The organism is Flavobacterium sp., assembly GCF_035456225.1.
GTDB lineage: Bacteria > Bacteroidota > Bacteroidia > Flavobacteriales > Flavobacteriaceae > Flavobacterium.
Map to the genome: position 1 here is coordinate 1 of NZ_DATIDM010000172.1, position 16,736 is coordinate 16,736.

The 16,736-nt window shown below is 39.3% G+C and carries 19 protein-coding genes; 8 read left to right on the forward strand and 11 right to left on the reverse strand.

Annotation, left to right across the window (positions count from 1 at the left end; translation table 11 throughout):
* Window positions 1-190: peptidase associated/transthyretin-like domain-containing protein (locus VLB74_RS10395; protein ID WP_325203392.1), on the reverse strand; the 190-nt coding region annotated here is incomplete at its 3' end.
* Window positions 191-290: 100 nt separating this feature from the next.
* Between VLB74_RS10395 and VLB74_RS10400 the strand changes: the two genes are divergently transcribed.
* The 3 genes from VLB74_RS10400 to VLB74_RS10410 are packed head-to-tail and all read left to right on the forward strand — an operon-like array spanning window position 291 to window position 3,233.
* Window positions 291-947, forward strand: coding sequence for a metal-dependent transcriptional regulator (locus VLB74_RS10400; RefSeq protein WP_325203393.1), 657 nt, complete (start codon window positions 291-293; stop codon window positions 945-947).
* Window positions 948-952: 5 nt separating this feature from the next.
* Window positions 953-2,833 (forward strand): Nramp family divalent metal transporter, encoded by a 1,881-nt coding sequence (locus tag VLB74_RS10405; RefSeq protein WP_325203394.1) that lies wholly within the window; start codon window positions 953-955, stop codon window positions 2,831-2,833.
* 4 nt (window positions 2,834-2,837) lie between these two features.
* Complete coding sequence (locus VLB74_RS10410; protein ID WP_325203395.1) at window positions 2,838-3,233, forward strand: hypothetical protein; 396 nt, start codon at window positions 2,838-2,840, stop codon at window positions 3,231-3,233.
* Here VLB74_RS10410 and VLB74_RS10415 read toward each other — a convergent pair.
* From VLB74_RS10415 to VLB74_RS10430, 4 genes are all read right to left on the reverse strand, one after another.
* Window positions 3,230-3,364, reverse strand: a complete 135-nt coding sequence (locus VLB74_RS10415; protein ID WP_325203396.1) for a FeoB-associated Cys-rich membrane protein — start codon at window positions 3,362-3,364, stop codon at window positions 3,230-3,232. The genes VLB74_RS10410 and VLB74_RS10415 overlap by 4 nt on opposite strands.
* Window positions 3,365-5,467: a ferrous iron transport protein B gene (feoB, locus tag VLB74_RS10420; RefSeq protein ID WP_325203397.1), complete on the reverse strand. Its 2,103-nt coding sequence runs from the start codon at window positions 5,465-5,467 to the stop codon at window positions 3,365-3,367.
* A 3-nt stretch (window positions 5,468-5,470) separates the two neighbouring features.
* A complete protein-coding gene (locus VLB74_RS10425) occupies window positions 5,471-5,707 on the reverse strand; it encodes a FeoA family protein (protein WP_325203398.1) in 237 nt (78 codons plus the stop codon).
* A 96-nt stretch (window positions 5,708-5,803) separates the two neighbouring features.
* A complete protein-coding gene (locus VLB74_RS10430) occupies window positions 5,804-6,481 on the reverse strand; it encodes an SCO family protein (RefSeq protein WP_325203399.1) in 678 nt (225 codons plus the stop codon).
* A 224-nt stretch (window positions 6,482-6,705) separates the two neighbouring features.
* Between VLB74_RS10430 and VLB74_RS10435 the strand changes: the two genes are divergently transcribed.
* The 3 genes from VLB74_RS10435 (at window position 6,706) to VLB74_RS10445 (ending at window position 10,053) form a co-directional block, all read left to right on the forward strand.
* Window positions 6,706-8,763, forward strand: coding sequence for a M13 family metallopeptidase (locus VLB74_RS10435; protein ID WP_325203400.1), 2,058 nt, complete (start codon window positions 6,706-6,708; stop codon window positions 8,761-8,763).
* Between the two features lie 190 nt (window positions 8,764-8,953).
* Window positions 8,954-9,514 (forward strand): hypothetical protein, encoded by a 561-nt coding sequence (locus tag VLB74_RS10440; RefSeq protein WP_325203401.1) that lies wholly within the window; start codon window positions 8,954-8,956, stop codon window positions 9,512-9,514.
* A 98-nt stretch (window positions 9,515-9,612) separates the two neighbouring features.
* Complete coding sequence (locus VLB74_RS10445; protein ID WP_325203402.1) at window positions 9,613-10,053, forward strand: hypothetical protein; 441 nt, start codon at window positions 9,613-9,615, stop codon at window positions 10,051-10,053.
* A 48-nt stretch (window positions 10,054-10,101) separates the two neighbouring features.
* On the opposite strand, the gene VLB74_RS10450 is transcribed toward VLB74_RS10445, so the two are convergent.
* The 6 genes from VLB74_RS10450 to VLB74_RS10475 all read right to left on the reverse strand — a co-directional run bounded on the left by VLB74_RS10450 (window position 10,102) and on the right by VLB74_RS10475 (window position 15,472).
* Entirely contained in the window at window positions 10,102-12,045 is a 1,944-nt protein-coding gene (locus VLB74_RS10450; RefSeq protein WP_325203403.1) for a S9 family peptidase, read from the reverse strand.
* 141 nt (window positions 12,046-12,186) lie between these two features.
* Window positions 12,187-13,047 (reverse strand): DMT family transporter, encoded by an 861-nt coding sequence (locus tag VLB74_RS10455; protein ID WP_325203410.1) that lies wholly within the window; start codon window positions 13,045-13,047, stop codon window positions 12,187-12,189.
* A 64-nt stretch (window positions 13,048-13,111) separates the two neighbouring features.
* A complete protein-coding gene (locus VLB74_RS10460) occupies window positions 13,112-13,939 on the reverse strand; it encodes a Rossmann-fold NAD(P)-binding domain-containing protein (protein ID WP_325203404.1) in 828 nt (275 codons plus the stop codon).
* The gene (locus VLB74_RS10465; protein ID WP_325203405.1) at window positions 13,926-14,555 is read right to left on the reverse strand and encodes an NUMOD4 domain-containing protein; all 630 of its coding nucleotides are present in this window, start codon (window positions 14,553-14,555) and stop codon (window positions 13,926-13,928) included. The genes VLB74_RS10460 and VLB74_RS10465 overlap by 14 nt, the downstream gene beginning before the upstream one ends.
* Complete coding sequence (locus VLB74_RS10470) at window positions 14,533-14,913, reverse strand: hypothetical protein (protein ID WP_325203406.1); 381 nt, start codon at window positions 14,911-14,913, stop codon at window positions 14,533-14,535. The genes VLB74_RS10465 and VLB74_RS10470 overlap by 23 nt, the downstream gene beginning before the upstream one ends.
* A 10-nt stretch (window positions 14,914-14,923) precedes the next feature.
* Complete coding sequence (locus VLB74_RS10475; RefSeq protein ID WP_325203407.1) at window positions 14,924-15,472, reverse strand: YfiT family bacillithiol transferase; 549 nt, start codon at window positions 15,470-15,472, stop codon at window positions 14,924-14,926.
* A 290-nt stretch (window positions 15,473-15,762) separates the two neighbouring features.
* Between VLB74_RS10475 and VLB74_RS10480 the strand changes: the two genes are divergently transcribed.
* Together VLB74_RS10480 and VLB74_RS10485 are read left to right on the forward strand one after the other, a co-directional pair.
* A complete protein-coding gene (locus tag VLB74_RS10480; protein WP_325203408.1) occupies window positions 15,763-16,089 on the forward strand; it encodes a single-stranded DNA-binding protein in 327 nt (108 codons plus the stop codon).
* A gap of 144 nt (window positions 16,090-16,233) precedes the next feature.
* Window positions 16,234-16,530 (forward strand): HRDC domain-containing protein, encoded by a 297-nt coding sequence (locus VLB74_RS10485; RefSeq protein ID WP_325203409.1) that lies wholly within the window; start codon window positions 16,234-16,236, stop codon window positions 16,528-16,530.
* Window positions 16,531-16,736 lie beyond the last annotated feature (206 nt).

Sequence of the window (16,736 nt, forward strand, 5' to 3'; positions counted from 1 at the left end):
TGCCTTTCGGTATTTTGTTTATGTAATAGTTGCCCAGACTGTCCGTGGCTGCTCTCAGATTGGTTTTGCTTAATGAGACATTGGCTAGTTCCAATGGGATTCCCAAAGAAGTAACTTTTCCCTTAAGCGATGTTTGTCCGAAGGTTACGAAAGTCAATAAAAGGAAACTTATGTAAATTAGTTTTTTCACAATTATATTTTAGGTGATTAATAAATTATATTTTAGACAAAACTAAAAAATTATTTTCAATCAAAAAAATTTGTATTTTTGGAAACGTAAAAAAAATGTAATGACATATTCCGAAGAAAATTACCTGAAAGCGATCTACCATCTTTCGTTGACCCAAAAACAGGGCGTAAGCACTAATGCGATTGCGGGCATGGTGGAAAGTAAAGCTTCATCGGTAACCGATATGATAAAAAAGCTGGCGGAGAAGGAATTGGTGATTTATCAGAAATACCAAGGCGTGATGTTAACCGACAAAGGTTTGCTGGCCGCCAAAATGATTGTAAGAAAGCACCGTTTGTGGGAAGTTTTTTTAGTAGAAAAGCTCGATTTTGCCTGGGATGAGGTGCATGATGTTGCCGAAGAGCTGGAGCATATCAAATCGGAAAAGCTGATTAACAAATTGGATGCCTTTTTAGGTTTTCCGACGGAAGATCCGCATGGTGACCCGATTCCCGACCGAAACGGGAATATTGTGAAAGTCGAAAAACAGCTGTTGTCGGAGTTTGAAGTGGGTCAGACCGGAATTTGTGTCGGCGTTAAAGATTCGTCTTCAAGTTTTTTACAGTATCTGGACAAACAGCAGATTGCTTTGGGCTCCAAAATAAAAATAATTGCAAAAGAAAGTTTCGATATGTCGCTTACTATTGAAGTGGAAAAGAAACACATCATCATTTCGAATAAAATTGCAAGCAATCTTTTTGCAAAAATCGTTTCATAAACAAGATGGCAACAAAAACAAAATCATTAGAAGAAGTGCACGAATCGGTATCGGTTGTACACAACACTTCTATTTGGAAAAAAATAGTGGCATTCTTCGGACCTGCTTACATGGTGAGTGTCGGGTATATGGATCCGGGCAACTGGGCGACCGATATCGCCGGAGGAAGTCAGTTCGGCTATACCCTGATTTGGGTCTTGCTAATGTCGAACATTATGGCCTTATTGCTGCAGAGTTTAAGTGCGCGTTTAGGGATTGTCCGTCAGCGGGATTTGGCGCAGGCATCTCGTGATACCTATTCCCGACCGGTGAATTTAGTATTGTATTTTCTGGCCGAAATCGCCATCGCTGCCTGTGATTTGGCGGAAGTTTTAGGAATGGCCATCGGGTTGCAGTTGCTTTTTGATATTCCGTTGCTTTGGGGAGTGAGTATCACCATGTTGGATACTTTCCTGCTGTTGTTTCTTATGAATAAAGGAATTAAGAAAATGGAAGCGTTTATCATCGTACTCGTTGCCATTATCGGACTTTCGTTTTTAGTGGAGATGTTTTTGGCGAAACCGGAAATTACTGAAATCGCTAAAGGAATTGTACCTTCGATACCTAACAGTACTGCTTTGTATATCGCTATCGGGATTATCGGAGCCACGGTAATGCCACATAACCTATACCTGCATTCCTCTTTGGTACAGACCCGAAAATTTGACCGAAGCGAAAAAGGGGTAAAGCAGGCCATTCGTTATAATTTCTTCGATTCGTTGATTGCCTTGAACCTTGCGTTTTTGGTAAATGCCGCCATTTTAATTTTGGCTGCAGCCACTTTTTATAAAAGCGGAATGTTTGATGTGGCGGAAATCCAGGATGCCTACAAATTTCTGGAGCCACTGCTGGGAAGTCATTGGGCGCCTACGTTATTCGCTGTTGCTTTGATTGCGGCTGGTCAGAGTTCGACCATTACCGGGACACTGGCAGGACAGATTGTAATGGAAGGTTATCTGAACTTGAGAATACAACCCTGGGTACGAAGAATCATCACGCGTCTGATAGCCATTGTTCCGGCTTTTATAGCTATCGTATATTTTGGGGAATCCGCAACGGGAAAATTACTAATTTTAAGTCAGGTAATTTTGAGTCTGCAGTTGGGATTTGCCATTATTCCGTTGATCCATTTTGTTAGTGATGACAAAAAAATGAGAGGTTTCGCTATTGGAAAATACACCAAAATGGCCTCATGGTTAATTGCTTTGGTAATTGTTTCGTTAAATGCCCGTTTGGTGTTTGATGAAATCAAAGGTTGGATTGAAACGTCAGAAAATCCTGTTTATGTCTGGGTTTTTGTGGTTCCGTTGGCTGTTGCAGCGGCATTGCTTTTAATTTACATCATTGTCAAGCCTTTCCTTGAAAAGAGTATGGCAACACCAACGTTGGTACCACATATAAAAGAGATTGTTGTGAAAGAAGCCGAAAAACCAATCGTTTATTCGAAAATCGCCATTGCTTTGGATTTCTCGAAAACTGATCAGAGAAGTATCGAAAGTGCTTTGCAGTTGGGAGGAAAACATGCGCAGTATACGATTATGCACGTAGTTGAATCGGCTGGGGCGATGGTATACGGAGAAGAAATCGCGGATTTTGAAACCACCAGCGACTTGAGTTACCTGAAAAAATATAAAGCTGTTTTGGAGGAAAAAGGATATAAGGTAAATATTCAGTTGGATTTTGGCAACCCTAAAACGAGTATCCCAAAAATGATTAACGAGGGCGACTTTGATATTTTGATTCTCGGTGCCCACGGTCATAACTGGTTTAAAGATTTGTTGTTCGGAACGACTGTTAATGCGGTCCGTCATGCTATCGACATTCCTTTGCTGATTGTAAAAAATTAAGGAGATGAAAAAAATCGTTTTGATAACAGGTTTGGTATTACTGATGATGGGTTGTGCCTCCGTTAAGGAAAATCCGAATGAAATCAACCAGCAACTGGATTCAAAATCCGGCAAAGAAATTGTGTTGGTCAAAGTCGTGAACGATTCCCGTTGTCCTGAAAATGTGCAATGTGTCTGGGCGGGCGAAGTAACCGTTGAGGTGGCTGCCTATGATAACAAAACCCTGGTAGAACAAAGGCAATTTACTTTCAACAAAGATACTATTGATGAAATCAAAAATTGGTTTTCAGAGCATCTTCCGAAACAAAACGAAACTTTAAAAAATGTCAGCGTAGTGCCCTATCCGAAAGACGCTGTGGTAATTCAACCCAAAGATTATAAGATTGTGCTGAAGTATTAACTGCAACCGCAGCCACTGTCGCCACCACATTGCTTGTTCTTTTTCTTTTTGTTACCAAAGAATTTTTTCCAAAGAAAAGCAACGGAAAATCCGAGTAGTAAATAGACGATTATTTCCTGAAATGGTATCATTTATTTGAGTATTTGATAAGCGATAAGTGAAACCGTATAAGCCAGTCCGCTCATAAAAATCAATTGTACCAAAGGCCATTTCCAGGAGTTGGTTTCTTTTTTGGTGATGGCCAGCGTAGAGACACACTGCATTGCAAAAGCGTAGAAAAAAAGTAACGAAACCCCGGTGGCTAAATTGAAAATCTTTGTTCCGGTTATCGGATGTACTTCCGCATTCATTCTGTTTTTGATAGTGGTTTCTTCCTCGGAATGACTTCCCACGCTGTAAATCGTAGCCAAAGTTCCGACAAAAACCTCACGTGCCGCAAAGGAACTTACCACTGCGATTCCGATTTTCCAGTCATAACCCAAAGGTTTGATAATGGGTTCAATGGATTTTCCGATGATTCCGATATAGGAGTTTTCCAGTTTATAAGAGGCAACCAAATCGTCTTTATCTCCCTTAACAGTATTGTTTTGTAGTTGTGTGGTTACGACTTTTTCAGCATTCTTGAATGTTTCGCCCGGTCCGTGAGAACCCAAAAACCATAAAATTACCGAAAGGGCCAAAATGATTTTTCCCGCACCGGAAACAAACGATTTTGTCTTTTCGACCACATTAATCGCTACGTTTTTGAACATCGGCACTTTATAGCTTGGCATTTCCACCACAAAATAGGATTGCGATTTTATTTTAAGGATCTTGTTTAAAATATAGGCTGAAAATATAGCCATTCCGAAACCTAAAAGGTATAAGGTCATCAAGGTTAATCCCTGCATGTTAAATATTCCGAAGAGTCTTTGTTCCGGAATAATTAATGAAATCAGGATGGCATATACCGGCAAACGAGCCGAACAGGTGGTGAAAGGCGTAACCAAAATGGTGATCAGTCGCTCTTTCCAGTTTTCAATATTACGGGTTGCCATAATGGCCGGGATGGCACAGGCGGTCCCCGAAATTAATGGGACAACGCTTTTTCCGCTCAAGCCAAATTTTCGCATGATTTTATCCATCAGGAAAACGACTCGGCTCATGTATCCGCTTTCTTCCAAAACCGAAATAAACAGGAACAGGAAGGCAATCTGCGGGATAAAAATAATGATACCGCCCAAGCCCGGAATAATTCCTTCGGAAATTAAATCGGTTAAAACACCGGCCGGTAAATGGGTTTTCGCATAGGTGCTTAAAGTAGCAAAAGTGCTGTCGATGAAATCCATAGGGATGCTGGACCAATCAAAAATCGATTGGAAAATCAACATCATTATGGCGAAGAAAATTACATAGCCGAAAACCTTATGGGTAAGGATTCTGTCTAATCGTTCTCTTATATCAGTAGCTTTCGATTTGTCAACTAAATAGCCAATTTTCAGCGTATCGTTTATAAACTGATAGCGTTTTATCGTTTCTTTTTGCTGCAATCGTTTTAAATCGGTTTTGGATTTGGCAAACGAATTGGCTTCGATGGTATTACGTTGAAGGTTGGCAAAATTCACGTCCTGCGTAATGACCAGCCATAATTTATAAAGTAACTGATTGGGGAACGCCCGACGGAGATTTCCAAAATATTCGGGATCTATGCTGGAGGCATTCAGACAAGGTTCTGTCGGAAGCTCCTGATAGTTGATGATGAGTTTTTTTAACTCATCGATTCCGGTTTTTTTACGGGAACTTACCAAAGCGATTTTGGTTTTCAGTTGTTCTTCTAAAAACGGAATGTCCAGCGATATACCTTTCGAAGTCATTCGATCCGACATGTTTATCACTAAAATTGTAGGGATTTCCAGGTCTTTAATCTGTGTGAAAAGCAATAGGTTACGCTTTAAGTTCTCGACTTCCGAAACCACAACGGCAACATCCGGGAAATTAACATCGTTTTTATTCATCAACAACTCAATTACCACGCTTTCGTCCATGGAACTCGCGTTCAGACTGTAGGTGCCGGGTAAATCGAGAATGGTTGCTTTAGTGTATTCGGATAGTTTTGCTACCCCTACTTTTTTATCAACAGTAATACCGGGATAGTTCCCTACCTGTTGGTTGAGACCCGTCAACTCATTGAAAACGGAGGTTTTTCCAACATTCGGATTTCCTATCAGGGCAACTTTTATGGTATTACGGTTCATAAATTAGGGCAACTTTATGATTTCAATACTGATTTCTTTTGCCGTTTCCAATCGAATGGCCACATGACTGTCGTTTACGGTAACATATAGCGGATCCCCGAACGGAGCTACTTGTAAAAGCGTAACTTCATTTCCGGGTAAACAACCCATCTCGATTAATTTTAACGGAATTGCATCCACATTAAAATCCTCGATTACGGCTTTTTGCCCACGTTGTAATTGTGCTAAAGTAAGAGTCAAACTTTATTTAGATTGAATTTAGATTACAAAAATAAGGATAATAATGGTTTAAAAAGTGATAAAAGTCAATTTTGCCAAAATTTAAGATATGTTTGGCTATTGTTCTTCTTCGCAAAGGAAATTGATGTCGGACAACAAACGTTCTACTTCCTCTTTTTTGGTTCCGTCGTAAAATCCGCGCACCCGGCGTTTGCTGTCCACAAGTACGAAATTCTCGGTGTGAACCATGTCGTATAATTCTTCCGGTCTTCCTGTTTTAACGGCCAAATAGGATTTTCGGGCGATATAGTAGATGTCTTTTTTGTTTCCGGTTACCAGATTCCATTTGCTGTCGATAACGCCTTTTAGTTCGGCATAGTTTTTCAGTACCGGGACGCTGTCAATATCGGGGGTGACTGAGTGGGAAAGCAGCATTACTTTTGGGTTATTTTTGATTTGTCCCTGAAGCCAGGACATATTATCGGTCATCATCGGGCAGATGGTCCGGCAGGTGGTAAAGAAAAAATCGGCCACATAAATCTTGCCTTGATACTCTTTTTGCGTGATTGTTTTTCCATTCTGATTGGTGAAAGCAAAATCGGCAATATGGTGCTCATTTTTATTGGCAATATGCTGAATGGTGGAATCGACCAATTCCGGATTTACCATCGAAGGCGTATAGATGGGCAGTGTCTTCTTGGGTTTCAGTGCGGTGTAAAATAAACCGATGATGATAATGGATAAGATTCCGAGTATGATAAAAAAGGGAATGTATTTTTTAAAAAAAGAAAGCATGCGTATTTTTTTTGCAAATGTACAATTTGTAACAAAAAAACAGTCAAAACGTTTTATTACAATATGTTAAATATTGTCAAGGTATGTTATAATTTATAAATTTGGCTTTAGGTGTAACAATTTGACAGGTTGTGATACCTATTTGACTGTGAGTATTTTATAATTTGAAATAGCAAAGATGAAATTACTCCGGTTACCAAAAACCAAAAACAAACTATAAGCTTATGAAGAAAAAGATGGTTGCGGCAGGTTCGCTTGCTGTTCTTTCATTATTGAGTCTGGATGCTTTGGCCCAGAGTCCGAAACTTAAAAATCCGGGTATTGATCTGGATTTGATGGATAAATCCGTAAAACCCGGAGATGATTTCTTTCGTTATGTGAATGGAGCATGGTACGACAAAACGGAAATCCCGGCGGACAAAACCCGTTGGGGAAGTTTTGATGAATTACGTCAGAACACCGATAACGATGCGTTGGCTATTCTGAAAGCAGCGGCAGCTAACAAAAATCTGGATCCGAAATCCGATCAGGCAAAAGCGGTAAACGTATACAAAACCTATATGGATACCGTTAGCAGAAACAAATTGGGCATTACCCCATTGAAGCCTTACCTGGCTAAAATCAATGCGGTAAAAAACATGACGGATCTGAACAAGCTGTTGATCGAGATGGAACCGCAGGGAGGTTTAGGTTTTTACGGAATCGGAATCAGTGCCGATGCCAAGAACAGTAATCGCAATGTGGTGTATCTTGGAACGGGAAGTTTAGGTTTACCGGACAGGGATTATTATGTTTCCGATGATAAAGATTCTAAAGAAAAACGTGAAAAATATGTGGTTCACGTAGCAAGAATGCTTCAGTTTTTGGGGATAAAACCAGCGGATGCCAAAATTCAGGCCGAAAAAGTACTGGCTTTGGAAACGGAAATGTCTCGTCCGCGTTTGGACCGTGTGGAGCGTCGTGACCGTAGAAAAACCTACAACCCGATGACTGTAGCTGATTTGCAGAAATTAACGCCATCGGTAAACTGGAATAATTATATGACGGGTGTGGGTATCGGTAAAATCGATTCTTTGATTGTCTCCCAGCCAAAATATATGATGGCTTTAGAAGGTATCTTCAAAGCGAATAAAGTAGAAGACTGGAAAGCCTACATGCGTTGGATGTTAATCAACAAATCTACCGGAGTTTTAACTACAGATATCGAAACGGCGAACTGGGAGTTCTACAGCAAAACATTAACGGGTGCTTTAAAGCAACGTCCTCGTGAGGAAAGAGCTTTACAGGTGGTTAACGGAACCGTAGGGGAAGCGTTAGGGAAATTGTATGTAGAGCAAAAATTCCCGGCAGAAGCAAAAGCGAAAGCGAAAATGATGATCGAAAATGTATTCCTTGCTTTCGAAAACCGTATCAACAACTTGCCTTGGATGACACCGGCAACACGTAAGGGAGCTATTGATAAGTTGAGAAAATCTACTATTAAAATAGGTTATCCAGACAAATGGAAAGATTATTCCGGATTGGAAATCAGAGCCATTGAGCAAGGCGGAAGTTATTATGAGAACATGAAAAATGTTGCTAAATGGGGCTTCGCTGAAAACATAGCCGATTTGAAAAAACCGGTTGACAAAACCAAATGGGGGATGTCGCCGCAAACGGTAAACGCATATTACAATCCGTCGTACAATGAGATTGTTTTCCCTGCTGCTATCTTACAACCGCCATTCTATGATTACAAAGCGGATGATGCCGTAAACTATGGTGGAATCGGAGCGGTAATCGGTCACGAAATTTCTCATGGGTTCGACGATTCAGGTGCGCGTTACAATGCAGAAGGTAATTTGGTGAACTGGTGGACAGAAGACGATTTGAAACAATTTACAGGTCTGGGAGGTGCTTTGGCTGCTCAATACAGTGCTTTAGAACCGCTTCCGGGTATTTTCGTGGACGGTAAATTTACTTTAGGTGAAAATATTGGCGACTTGGGTGGTGTAAACGCAGCGTATGACGGTTTACAAATCGCTTTGAAGAAAAACGGAAATCCAGGCTTGATTGACGGATATACTCCAGAGCAACGTTTCTACATTTCCTGGGCGACTATCTGGCGTTCAAAAATGAGAGACGAAGCTATCAAGAACCAAGTGAAAACCGACCCGCATACACCGGGCATGTTCCGTGCGTTTGTTCCTTTGCAGAACGTTGATTCCTTCTATCAGGCATTTGATATCAAAGAAGGTCAGAAGTTATATGTAAAACCGGAGAACCGTGTGAAAATCTGGTAATCTGATTTAAACAAAAATAAAATCCCGAGTGAAAGCTCGGGATTTTTTATTGGAAGTTTATTGCATAATTTAAAAATTTGTTTTTTAACATTAAAACTTTTATTTGTGATAAAAAACTTGCAAAAAAAAAACCATTTATAAATGATAAAAAACCTAGATTTGGATATTAACCTTAAAATATTAACAAATTATGAAAAAACTTTTTAAATTTAGTGTTGCAATTTTGCTTCTTTCATCAATCATTTTTACTTCTAAATTTATCATTTCATGTTCAAAAGAACAAAATGAAGACACGTCACAATTAAAAAATGAAGTATCTAATTTTTCAAAGATTAGTGATTCTATGGTGGTTGGTGAAATCATTAATGGACAATATGTAATCACAGCTGATAAAACAGAACTGTTGCTTTATTTTTCTAAATTAGCTGATGATCAAGGTTTAGGAGAAGTTGTTTTTGAAAATATCAGCATTCTTAAAAAGGAGTTAATAGATAATGGTAATACTGAGTACTATTATGGGTTATATGCAAGTGATAAAGACTTTAAGTACAATTCAGCTATTAGTCTTACATTGGATGGAAACTATTTCAAAATGGACGCTTTAGGTGGTGGTGGAACAATTACTTGTAGTAGTGTAGATTGTGGAACCGGTTGTACCCCATATCAAAAAGCTGTTAGTGGTGGAAAAGTATGGACTTGCTCGTCATGTAGTAAACCTTGTACTAAAACAATGTCTGTAACTATTCCGTAAGCTTGATTCAAATGACAAGAGTATTTCTGATATTTTTTCTCTGTCTCACTATTTTTTCATGCGGAAGTTCAAAAACAAAATTTGAAAATATTTCCTTTGTGGAGATTAAAAATGGGGAATACATTTTTTTAAAGGATACATTACTTTTTAAAAAACATATTTTAGAGAGTATTTCCTTTAGTAAGAGTGTTTCTCTGAACAAGACTCAAATAATCAAACAGAAAATTGTTAATTCTGATTCTCCTGACTTTTATTTTGCTTTATGGACTAATTCGGAATCAAATCTGAAAATTGCAAAATGGCTTGAAAAAAAGGGGAACAAATTATTTTTTGTAAATAACTCCTCCGATAAATATGAAGATTTTAAGAAACATTACTTGCTTTGTGTAGGAAATTCGGATTGCTTTCCTGAATTGATTGCAACAGATTCTTCTAAGGTGTGGAGTTGCAGTAAAGAGTTGAAATGTCTAACAACATCTATTGATTCTATTCAAGTGAGTAGTTGCAGAACTTATAAAACCGTAATTCTAGATGAATAAAACCAAGAAAATCCTAAGCTTCTAAACTTGGGATTTTTTATTGAAATATTATTTTAACAGATATTCTTCCATAAATCGTATTACCGCTAAACGCTGGTAATCGATGTTGGCTTTTTTCGAAAAACCGTGGCCTTCATCTTTCGCTTCCAGATACCAAACCGTATTTCCCTGCGCTTTCAGTTTGTCCCGCATTTGAGTAGCTTCGGTAACCGGAACGCGGGGATCGTTTGTTCCCTGAATGATGAACATCGGTTTTTTGATTTTATCGGTGTTGTTAAGAGGTGCGATTTTATCGAAAAACGCACGCATCTTTTCGTCTCGTTCATCACCATATTCCACTCTTCGCAAATCACGACGGTATTCTTCTGTGTTTTTTAGGAAAGTATTGAAATTGGAAATCCCAACAATATCTACAGAACAACGGATTTTGTCCGCATAATGGAAAGCGGTTGCCAAGGTCATGTAGCCGCCATAACTTCCGCCCATAATCATTATTCGGTCTTTGTCTAATTCCGGTTGCTGGGCTATCCAGTCTAAAAGAGCGCCAATATCTTTTACCGATTTTTCTCTTAAATACCAATTGTCTGCTGCGATAAACGTTTTTCCAAAACCGGAGGATCCACGTACATTTGGGTTGATTACCGCAACGCCCATTTCATTTGTATAATAGTTGTTTGCACCTAAAAATGAAGCTTTGGATTGTCCTTCCGGTCCTCCGTGAATGTTGATTAAAACAGGTCTTTTACCGGTAAATTTTGGTGAAGCGGGATAATAGAAACCAGAAATTTTCAAATTGTCAAAACTTTTCCATTCGATCAATTTCGGTGAGGACATGTCTTCTTTTTGCATTTCGCCCAGTTCACTTTCCGTCCAGCGCTCTATTTTATTGGTTTTTAAGGTGAGTTTATAGACATCCGATGACGAATCGGCTGTAGATTGTGTAAAGAAGAAACTTTGTCCGTCTTTTGTGAAGTCCATTCCGCCAATTAATCCTGTCGGAATGTTTTTCACCTCTTTATAGTTTTTCGATTCCGGATTCATGAGATAAATTTTGTTTACGCCACCTTCGTTGGTGGTAAAAACCATTTGTGTTTTGTCTTCCGATAAGGTAAAGCTTTCAACGTTCCACGGAATTGCAGTAGTGTGGTACGTTGTTTTTTTAGTATTCAGGTTGAATGTTGCCAATCGCTGAAATTCATTGTCCTTATCTGTTAGGTACCAGATTTCATCGGCTTTTTTTGAAAAATCCGCACCTGTTTGTACTATGCTTTTCTCGGCTCTGTTGGTCACTTCGGTCAGTTTACTGGTTTGGGTATCCAACATCCAGATATGCGATTCGTTGGCCGAAATAAGTTCCTGGATTAACAATTTTTTACCGTCCGTTGAAATGTCCTGAATACTCCAGCCGCCACCTTTTACTTCCAGAATCAATTTGATCGTTTTCGGATCGTTGGGGTTCATATAGTAGATGTCCCTGTCCCCGCCGTTTCTTTTTGTGGATGAAAAATAAAATCCGGAGCCGTCTTTTTTCCAGGTTATATTGCCATTTTGCGAACGACCGCCATCAGTAAGCAATGTCGATTGTAACGTTTTTAAATCCAATTTGTAAAGTTGTCCGAATTCGTTCCCGCCACTGTCTTTGGAATAAATCAGGTAGTCGCCTTTAGTCGGTTCATAACTGGCATTGCCTACAGGTTCATCAAAAAAAGTGATTTGTTTTCTCGCCCCCATAGCCTGGCTCACTTTATGCAATTGTGCGACGGATCCGAAGCGGGTTGCAATAATGATTTCATTTTTGAGGGGATGAACTTCTACCAGTGAGGCACTTCTTGCTTCCGAATATTTTTTTACCTGAACTGCTAACTCTTTTGGGATATCAGCAATGTTTTCGGCAATTAAATTTTCATTGGGCAAAATCAAATTCTTTTTTTCCTGTGCCTGCAGAGAAAGTCCGAGAAGAAAAACAAATAGACTGATTCTTGGTTTTTTCATGATGTACGGATGGTTTTGTTTTTAGTCCTATAATGTAATGAATAAATTCACAGGGAATATTAAAACATCGTCAACATCAAAAAATTCCCGTTAATTGGTCGTTTTTTGCAGCTGAATTCTAAATTTACCTTAGAATTTAAGTCATCCTCTTCGCATCGATCGGTTTACCAGAAACAAACCGAAAAGTGTGACACTTCCGCCAATGCCAATCATCATAGTCAGTGGTTCGTCAAAAATGAAAGAACCCAACAGCACAGCCACAATCGGGTTGATGTAGGCATACACACTGCTTATCTCGGCAGGCAGGTGCTGTAATGCGTAAATAAAAGCTATGAATGTAAATACCGAACCAAATACGACCAGATAACCGATGGACCACCAGGATTCAGCTGGAATCTCCGCTAAACTTACCGATATTCCTGTGGCACCGGTATAAGCAAAAAGCAAAACACTGGAGATCAGCATCTGCAATCCCAGACTGAAATAAGGGTTAAAACTGGCGGCTTTCTTTTTGGTGTACAGACTTCCGAAAGCCCAGGTAATCGTTGCCAAAACCGACAGGAAAATCCCGAATTGAAAATCCGGTTTGAGGAAATCGGCCAGGTAGTCATAAAAGATTAAGCATACGCCACCAAAACTGATGACCATACCCAAAATGGCCCATTTCGATAATCGTTCCCCTCTGAAAATACTGATTATTACAATCCATAAAGGAAACATGGCCCCGATGATAGCGCCCAATCCGCTGGAAATGTATTTTACGCCCCAGGTGCTCAAACCGTTGCTGAGCATAAAGTTCAAAATGCTTAAGATAATGATGGTTTTCCATTGCTTCCCTTTGGGCCAGGGTATTTTTTTAATTAGGAAGTAGCAAATGTATATACTTGCCCCTAAAAACTGACGAATGGCCGCCAATTGAAGCGCCGGCATGTGTTTTACCCCCTCTTTGGAAGCGAGCCAGGTGGTTCCCCAAAAAAAGCTTACCCAAATCAAAGCTGCCATTGGCAATCCGATGGATTGCAACTTGTTTTTGGCAGTTAGATGCAGCTTGAAGATTTTGAGCACGTTACAGGTTTTTTTTTTGGTATGAATATTTTAAAACCCGCTCGATCTTATCACTGGAAATGTATTTCCCGACGGAAGGTTTATCAGTTACAAATGTAGGAATTAACAGCTTCATTTCCACGGCTTTTTTGGTGTAGTATTCTTCTCGGCTGGGATGGAAAGGCGTCACGGCGTTAAAAGTTTCGTTCCAGGCTTCTTTTTCTATGATTTTCTCAATAATGCCGATGCAGTCTTCCTGATGGATCAGATTGATGACGGCTTCGGGATTTTCAAGGTTTTCTTTTCCGGCCAGCATTTTTATCGGATGTCGGTCGGCACCTATGAGTCCGCCAAAACGAAGCAGGGTCGTTTTAAAATTATCATTCTGTTGCAGTAGTTTTTCAACAGCAACCAGTTGTTTTCCGCTTTCGGTCTCGGGATTTGGAACGGTTTCTTCGGTTATGGCGGCATCTGTATCCGGAAAAACCGAAGTCGAACTGATAAAAAGAACGTTCTGTACCGATGATTTTTCAATATAAGGCAGCAGTTTTTCGATTTTGGAAACAAAAACCCTTTCAGAATTGTCAGAAATAACGTTCTGCAGGCTTGGTGGTATATCGATAATCAGGATTTCCGAATTTTCAAGAAAAGCGGTAACAGGACCTTGTACTCCATCTTCTGTTAAAATTACCTGAAACGGAATTATCCCCTTTTTTTTTATAATGTCGATTTTGCTTTCGGAAGTGGTCGACCCGTTAACGATGAATCCATTTGAAACTAATTTTTCCGCTAAAGGAAGGCCCAACCATCCACAACCTAAAACTGCTATCTGCGGTTTATTTGTCCTCATTCTTTGGTTTGATGTTGACCTTTATATGTCCCCAGTTTTCCCCCGATTTAATACGGTACAGCTGCATTTCGCTAACGCCAAACTGTTTGGCGAGGATTTTCATTCGGGTTTTTCGATTGGGATCCAAAAGTATTTTTTTAAGACGTATTACCGTTGTTTCCGTTAGTTTCGACCCGTTGGCTTTGATATTATGCTCAATCAGTTTCTTTTTGGCGGCAATTACTTTCGGACTGCTTCTGTAGTGCTCCATTTTGCCTTCGTAGTTGACCCACTTCAGGTTTTTAACGTGATCATTGTCTTTTTTACGATCGATATGGATAACATACAGTTGGTCTTCTGAAGTTTTTGGTATAAAAAACTCGGCAACCAATTTGTAGAGTAAAATGGCTTTTTGTACTCTTTTCCCTTTATGCGAATAGCACATACGCAGGGTTTGATAGCCGTCCGTTAAGGTTCCTTTTAGTAGTTTTCCGTGTTTTATATCGTCGGTAAAACTTAATAAGCGGCCGTAATTTGAAACTGCATACCTAAATTCAAATTTTTTTTCTACAAGAGGATGTTTGAAAACTTCTTCAGGAATTTCTTTGAAAACTTCATCGCGATAAAATCGTATCATAATCACACCATTTGTTGTCTTTTTTCACTAAAATAAACCCGTCATTTTCTATCGCCCTGTAACCTTGGTCATACAAAAAATAATAAGTGTGGCCATTTTTTGTATGGTATACGGATGTGAAAAAGGAAAAATCAAAATTTCTGTCAATTAATTTTGACCGTGAGGTTTTTGATTTTTCGCCTGGGTTTAGTTCCGACAAAATTCGGTAATTTTTGCGTAACTTGTTGTTAATATTCCGCATCAAATTGGAAGAATCCTTATTTATTTTATTATTGTAAGAATTTCTGCATCCGTCTCCGCAAAATTTTTTGTCTTCTCTGCCGGAAAAGGAATCGCTGCATTCCAGACATTTCTTCATAGCCTAAAAATTAAATTTTTCCTTTGTAAGATAAAGCCTGTTCGATGTGCGCGAAATGATGCTTGCAGTGCCAATGGTAATTGCCTAGTCCTTCTTCGACAGAAAACAACCGCTGATGCTGCGGATGATAGTACATGCGATTCCAATCGTGTTGCGTAAGATTTTCTAATATTTGCAGCCAACGTTCGTGGATGCCTTCAATAATTTTTAAGGAAGCGTGGATGTCATCCTGCAAACTATCTGTGAGTTGGGCCCAAAGCGCTTCTTCATAGGGGCGAATTACCGGTGTGTCTTCCGTCAGTGTTAGTTTTAGGCGGATTAGGGCATTCATGTGGCTGTCGGCTAAATGATGAATGACCTGCTTGATGTTCCATCCATCCGGGCGGTATTTCCAATTCAATTCGGTAACAGAAAGTGTTTCTGCCTTTTCTTTTAACTGTTTTGGAAATTCTCTGATGGTTTGTTTCCAGATTTCCAGATGTTCCCGTGTGATTTCTTCCGGGCAAGTGAAACGACCGATTGGGAATTTGAGTTTTTCGATGTCAATGTAGTTGTTCATGGCGTGTATGGTTTAAGTTGATTTTAAGAATCTGAATCAGAATTGTTTATGTTCGTTTGTTAATATGTTTGAATGCGATTCAACGAATTTCAATAAAGTTTATTAAACAGAAGAACAGAATCAAATATAAGAAAATTCCTGAAAATAAACGACAACAAGTGTTTACAAACGAAAGTAAACGACTTGTAACCGAATAATTTTCGTATAACATTGCAGTTTTGCCTCGTCGAATTCAGACAGTCATGAAGTCGAACAGATTTTTTAACAGTAACATTTAAATTTTACACGCCATGAAAAACAGAGTGCAATTAATCGGGAACGTAGGACAGGATCCTGAAGTAAAAACCATCAACGGAGATCGTAAAGTAGCCAGCGTCACTATTGCCACCCATGATTTTTATTACAATGAAAAAGGAGACAAGGTAGAACAAACCGAATGGCATCGGGTTACCGCTTGGGGTAAAACAGCCGAAATCATCGAGAAATTTGTTGTCAAAGGAAAAGAAATCGGTATCGAAGGCAAGTTGAGCCATAGAAGCTATGATGATAAAGAGGGCAATAAAAAATACATTACCGAGATAGTTGCCAGCGAAGTTTTGCTTTTGGGAAATAAATAAGCAATGGTTGTTCGTTTATTTACCATTAGGGCAGCGCAATCCCATTTTTTGAATGATCAGAAAGTGCTGAATGTTTTCCTGGAACAGGTTAAGTTTGTCAAATCAGCCACCCATTTTGTGGAATCTTCGGAGGAACCGTATTGATTGGTTTTACTTCATTATGAAGATAAATCTCAAACCAAGGATGCTTTAATCACAGTTCAGGAGACAGAGCTGACTCCCGGTGGCTTATACGTGCTGGAATGCTTAAAACAATGGAGAACGGAAAAAGCAGAAGAGTTAAATGTGCCTAAATTTATGGTATGTCATAATTCGGAGTTGATTAACATTGCTTTTCATCATCCCAAGGACAGGGAGGCACTAAAGAATATAAAAGGTTTTGGATCCAAAAAAATTGAAAAATTCGAGGATGAAATTATTGGGGTTTTGAATGTAGTTTAAACAGGACAGGCCATCAGCATTGTTGGTGGTCTGCCTTTTTAAAAAACAGAAGCCGCAACGCGATAGGTGTTGGCATGCGCTTCGATTATAGTTTTAATGTCCGGAGAATACCCACCTCCCATACTGACTTGTAGTGGAATCTCAAATTTGCGGCAAAGGGAAAAAACTTTTTCGTCTCTTTTTTTGCACCCGTTCAGACTGCAATT